Origin of the sequence: Binatus sp. (SeqCode) (assembly GCF_049584895.1) — a bacterium.
Lineage (GTDB): Bacteria > Desulfobacterota > Binatia > Binatales > Binataceae > Binatus.
This window is the reverse complement of the sequence record NZ_JBAUYR010000099.1, coordinates 1-4,209: the sequence shown is the minus strand read 5'-3', so window position 1 is coordinate 4,209 and position 4,209 is coordinate 1. Positions and strand designations below refer to the sequence as shown.

General features: G+C 58.8%; 6 protein-coding genes. All 6 read right to left on the bottom strand.

All coding sequences use genetic code 11. The annotated features are described in order from the left end of the window. Positions 1 to 910, bottom strand: a 910-nt coding sequence (groEL, locus tag WB650_RS17370) for a chaperonin GroEL (RefSeq protein ID WP_423961364.1), incomplete at its 3' end; no start/stop codon positions are given. A 74-nt stretch (positions 911 to 984) separates the two neighbouring features. Further along, the gene (groES, locus tag WB650_RS17365) at positions 985 to 1,275 is read right to left on the bottom strand and encodes a co-chaperone GroES (RefSeq protein ID WP_422296089.1); all 291 of its coding nucleotides are present in this window, start codon (positions 1,273 to 1,275) and stop codon (positions 985 to 987) included. Between the two features lie 316 nt (positions 1,276 to 1,591). Further along, entirely contained in the window at positions 1,592 to 2,749 is a 1,158-nt protein-coding gene (locus tag WB650_RS17360; RefSeq protein WP_422300893.1) for an NAD(P)/FAD-dependent oxidoreductase, read from the bottom strand. Positions 2,750 to 2,853: 104 nt separating this feature from the next. Then, complete coding sequence (gene cyaY / locus WB650_RS17355; protein ID WP_422300892.1) at positions 2,854 to 3,177, bottom strand: iron donor protein CyaY; 324 nt, start codon at positions 3,175 to 3,177, stop codon at positions 2,854 to 2,856. A 254-nt stretch (positions 3,178 to 3,431) separates the two neighbouring features. Continuing rightward, entirely contained in the window at positions 3,432 to 3,710 is a 279-nt protein-coding gene (locus tag WB650_RS17350) for a DUF507 family protein (protein ID WP_422300891.1), read from the bottom strand. A gap of 7 nt (positions 3,711 to 3,717) precedes the next feature. Further along, on the bottom strand, positions 3,718 to 3,993 hold the full coding sequence (locus tag WB650_RS17345; RefSeq protein WP_422300890.1) for a DUF507 family protein: 276 nt from the start codon (positions 3,991 to 3,993) through the stop codon (positions 3,718 to 3,720). Between the last annotated feature and the right edge of the window lie 216 nt (positions 3,994 to 4,209).

Genomic DNA, 4,209 nt, shown 5'->3' with positions numbered 1-4,209 from the left:
CCTCGGAAATCGCGCGTCCACCGGTCAGGATCGCGATATCTTCGAGCATCGCCTTGCGCCGATCGCCGAAACCCGGCGCCTTGACCGCTACGCACGACAGCGTGCCGCGAATCTTGTTCACGACCAGTGTGGCGAGCGCCTCGCCCTCGATATCTTCTGCGATAATCAGGAACGGCTTGCCGGTCTTGGCAATCGTCTCGAGGATCGGCAGCAGGTCCTTCATCGACGAGATCTTCTTCTCGTGAATCAAAATGAACACGTCTTCGAGCTTCGCTTCCATCCGCTCGGGATCGGTCACGAAGTACGGCGACAGGTAGCCGCGGTCGAACTGCATGCCCTCGACCACTTCGAGCTGGGTCTCGAGGCCGCGCGCTTCTTCAACCGTGATGACGCCTTCCTTGCCGACTTTCTCCATCGCCTCGGCAATGATATCGCCGATGGTCGAATCGTTGTTCGCCGAAATCGTGCCGACTTGCGCGATCTCCTTGCGATCTTTGGTCGGCTTGGACAGGTTCTTGAGCTCGGCGGTGATCGCCTCGACCGCGCGATTGATTCCGCGCTTGAGCGACATCGGATCGTGTCCCGCGGCAACCATCTTGATGCCCTCGGTGAAAATCTGGCGCGCCAGCACGGTGGCGGTGGTGGTGCCGTCGCCGGCGACGTCGGAGGTCTTCGACGCGACCTCTTTGACCATCTGCGCGCCCATATTCTCGAACTTGTCTTCGAGCTCGATTTCCTTGGCGACTGTTACGCCGTCCTTGGTCACGGTCGGCGCGCCGAAGCTCTTCTCCAGCACGACGTTGCGGCCCTTGGGCCCGAGCGTCACGGTGACAGCATCGGCGAGGACGTTGACCCCCTTGAGGATCCGCTCGCGCGATTCTTGTCCGAAACGAACTATCTTTGCAGGCATGGTTCTTTGCCTCTCCTAATTTTTCTTCTTTTAGTGGTTAAAAGCTTGAACTCGTGATAGGCGAACGCGATTGCCTAGTCGATGATTCCGAGGATGTCGTCCTCGCGCAGGATCAACAGGTCTTCGCCCTCGAGCTTGAACTCGCTCCCCGAGTATTTGCCGAACAGAATCTTGTCCCCCGGCTTCACTTCGATCGGAATCAGCTTGCCCTCGTCGGTGTACTTCCCCTTGCCGACGGCAACAATCTTGCCCTCTTGCGGTTTTTCCTTGGCGGTGTCCGGGATGATAATCCCGCCCTTGGTCCGCTCCTCTTCCTTGACGCGCTTAACGAGAATTCGATCTCCCAGTGGCCTTAATCCTTTCATGGCGAACCAGCAGCCTCCTTATGGCTTACGAAAAGTGTTGCTTTGACGGGAAGATTCCCGCCGTTCCGAAGTTAATTACTGTCCGGGTTTTGTCAATTGGCACTCGCAACGCCTGAGTGCTAACGGCAGCTTAGCCAGATTTCAGAGAATTGCAAGTCCTGTGGATAAGTTTGTTGATCCGGCTGGATTGGAGTCAGTGGGGCGGGCCGCCGTTCCCGCCCTTCCGGTTGTAGATCAGTCATTAATTGGTGCCCGGGCGCGGACGCCCGAGTCGATGGCGCGCATGGCGGCCCGCCCCAATATCAAGCTGATGTCGTTAAACTAGGGAGCCGCGTTCGGTTGCGGGGATTCCATACGGACCGAAAATCTGTGCCCGATACTCCGCATCACGCGAGGCCCTCAGCAGCGCCTCTGGGTCGCGCAGGATATGCAACTGCTCCCGTACGTAGTCGACCTGGCGCTCGACCTCGTATCTGCGCGCTTCGACGTATGACACGAATGCGTTCCCGGAGAGGTCGCCTTTGCGCAATGCGTTGTCCGCCGCAGTCGCAGCCAGCCGTCCGGTTCGCAGCGCGAATTCGTTGCCCTGCCCCGTTATCGGCGAAAGATACCCTGCCGCGTCCCCAACCAGCACCAGCCGATCGCGCGCGACCGCGCTGACGCGATACCCGAGCGGCGCCATCGACCATTGCCTGCCGACCCGAGGCTCTCGCATCACGCGCTCGTAGAGCCATCGATCATGCTGCCGCGCGACTGACTCGTAAAACTCGATCGCGCCGAGCCGGTCGCTCTGTTTCGCGGCGAGATCAGCTTCGAGGATGTAGCGATATAGCCCCGGCCGAATTCGCGATCCGCTGATCATCGCGCCGCGCACGCCGTATAGATGGCGATCCCACGTATTCAGCGGAGTGCCGTCGAACGACTTGAAGAATACTGCGACGCCGATTTGCGAAAACTCCGGATCCTCGGACTTGAGATTCAGCGCGCGCAGCGACGGCGCGTAGCGGCCGCCGGCGTCGATCAACATGCGTGCAGAGTACCGCTTGAGATCGGCAGTGACTGCGATTGCTGCATCGTCGCGAAATTCGATGTCGGTGACTCGTGCGTTCCAAACCAGCCGTCCGCCGGCCTCGATCAAGCGGCGGCGGAGCGCGGCGTTGAAGCCGCCGCGATCTACCTGCACCGGACTGATCGGCGTCGGAATCGGATGGTAGGTCCAGGATAGATCGGGATAGACGTTTCGGAAGCCGGTGATTCGATCGAGCACCCAGTCGCCTTCGAACTTGACTCCGATCTGCGCGCATTCGTTCTGCGTCGGCACGACCATCACTTCGCCCGACGTGATATCTTCGCCGTCCTCACGCTCCTTGCGCTCGAGCGCGAGCACGTCGTAGCCGGTAGTCGCCAGCCTGATCGCAGCCGCACATCCGGAGGGACCCGCTCCGATTACGACTACGTCAGCGTCGAGCTTCATGGCCTACCTTGTCATTCAGAGCGGAGTCCGCGTAGCGAAGAATCCCGGTGCAGCGCGGAGTACGACACTGCTACCCGCTCTCTTCACATCCTTAAACGATACGCTTAGAGCGACTCAACAGGATGCCCGAGTTGCTCGGATATGGTTTCCGCCAGGCGTGGAAACAATTCATGACCGTCCTTGTCGTCGATCCACAAGTTGCGCGCCGCGTCCCAATTGTAATGGAACCCGTGAGAGCCGGCAGCCAGCCACAGCTGCTTCATCTGCGACTGCCGCGACAGAATAAACTTCGCGCCGCTCGCGAACTCGATCGTCACGACGCCATCTGCGGTGGTGTAATCCACTTCGTCAGGATCGAAGTCCTCGAGCCACTTCGCAACCTTGATGAGCGCGGCATCGGACCGCTCGCGAAATTCGTTGTCGTCCATGTGGAGAGTGTATCAAAGCGCCATCACGATGTTGTAAGCCCGAATCCGCGGCGATTCCTAGCTCACCTCGCGGGTGAGGCAATTCCAGATCCGGGATTCTTCGCTTCGCTCAAGAATGACACAAAAAAAGTTCGGACAGGGACGAAGTCCCGCATCTTTCTTTTCTTTCACTGGGTGCAGGGGTCACCCCTGCCGAAGGAAGCGTGAAACCCACCGCGGGTTTCGCATTCAATCAAGTTCCCCGCCGGCGGCTTCTACTTCTGCGGCCCCTTCTTACGCATCTCTTCGTCGCGGTAGCGTTTATACAGCAGAGTCCATTCGTTGGAGCCTTCGACGATGCTGCGTTTGATCGAATTGATCTTGCGCCGCACGATCGCATCGACTTCGTCGCCCTGCTCGTTGAATTGCGCGACGATTTCGCGCGCCTGCCGCAGCGCGAGCGGAAAGTTTGCGATCTCGGCCAGCCCTTCGTCGCGCAATTTTGCCAACGACTCGCGCGCCAGGAACAGGACTCGTGCTTCGGTGAGCTTCATGAAGATTTCAAAGCGTGAAGTTTTTCTTCTCGGCCAGGCGCTGGCGAATCAGATTGCGCAGCCGCGTGACGTCGAGGCGAGTGTCGCGGCGCGCTTCGGCTTCAGCCATCTTGTCGGCTTCTTCGTCGATCTGCGCTTCGGTCTCGAAATTCTCCGACATCAACTCGACCACGCACGCAACCAGTTCCTTGACGTCGGCCTTAGGCTTGATCACGCCGCGATCGATCAACCCATTCACGAGATGAGTCGCAAGCGCATCGATCTGAGCCTCCCGCATCGCCATACGATCACAGCTTGACCGGATCGAGTGTGTATTGTCAAAAGCGTTTCTGCGATGAGACGAGAAATATTCCAGCGTGTCGAGTGAAAGCTGGCAACCTAACTGTGATGTTTCAATAGGTTGTCCTTCCGGGAGGACGCTGAGAAGGTGAAAGGTGCGAAACTCAACACCGACTCAGGAGGTCTCCCCGGATGGACATTCATCAGAATGCGCGCACTA

Bases quoted from the DNA above. Each gene is read 5' to 3' on its own strand.
- groES (WP_422296089.1), bottom strand. From the start codon at position 1,275: ATGAAAGGATTAAGGCCACTGGGAGATCGAATTCTCGTTAAGCGCGTC.
- WB650_RS17350 (WP_422300891.1), bottom strand. From the start codon at position 3,710: ATGAAGCTCACCGAAGCACGAGTCCTGTTCCTGGCGCGCGAGTCGTTG.
- WB650_RS17345 (WP_422300890.1), bottom strand. From the start codon at position 3,993: ATGGCGATGCGGGAGGCTCAGATCGATGCGCTTGCGACTCATCTCGTG.
- cyaY (WP_422300892.1), bottom strand. From the start codon at position 3,177: ATGGACGACAACGAATTTCGCGAGCGGTCCGATGCCGCGCTCATCAAG.
- WB650_RS17360 (WP_422300893.1), bottom strand. From the start codon at position 2,749: ATGAAGCTCGACGCTGACGTAGTCGTAATCGGAGCGGGTCCCTCCGGA.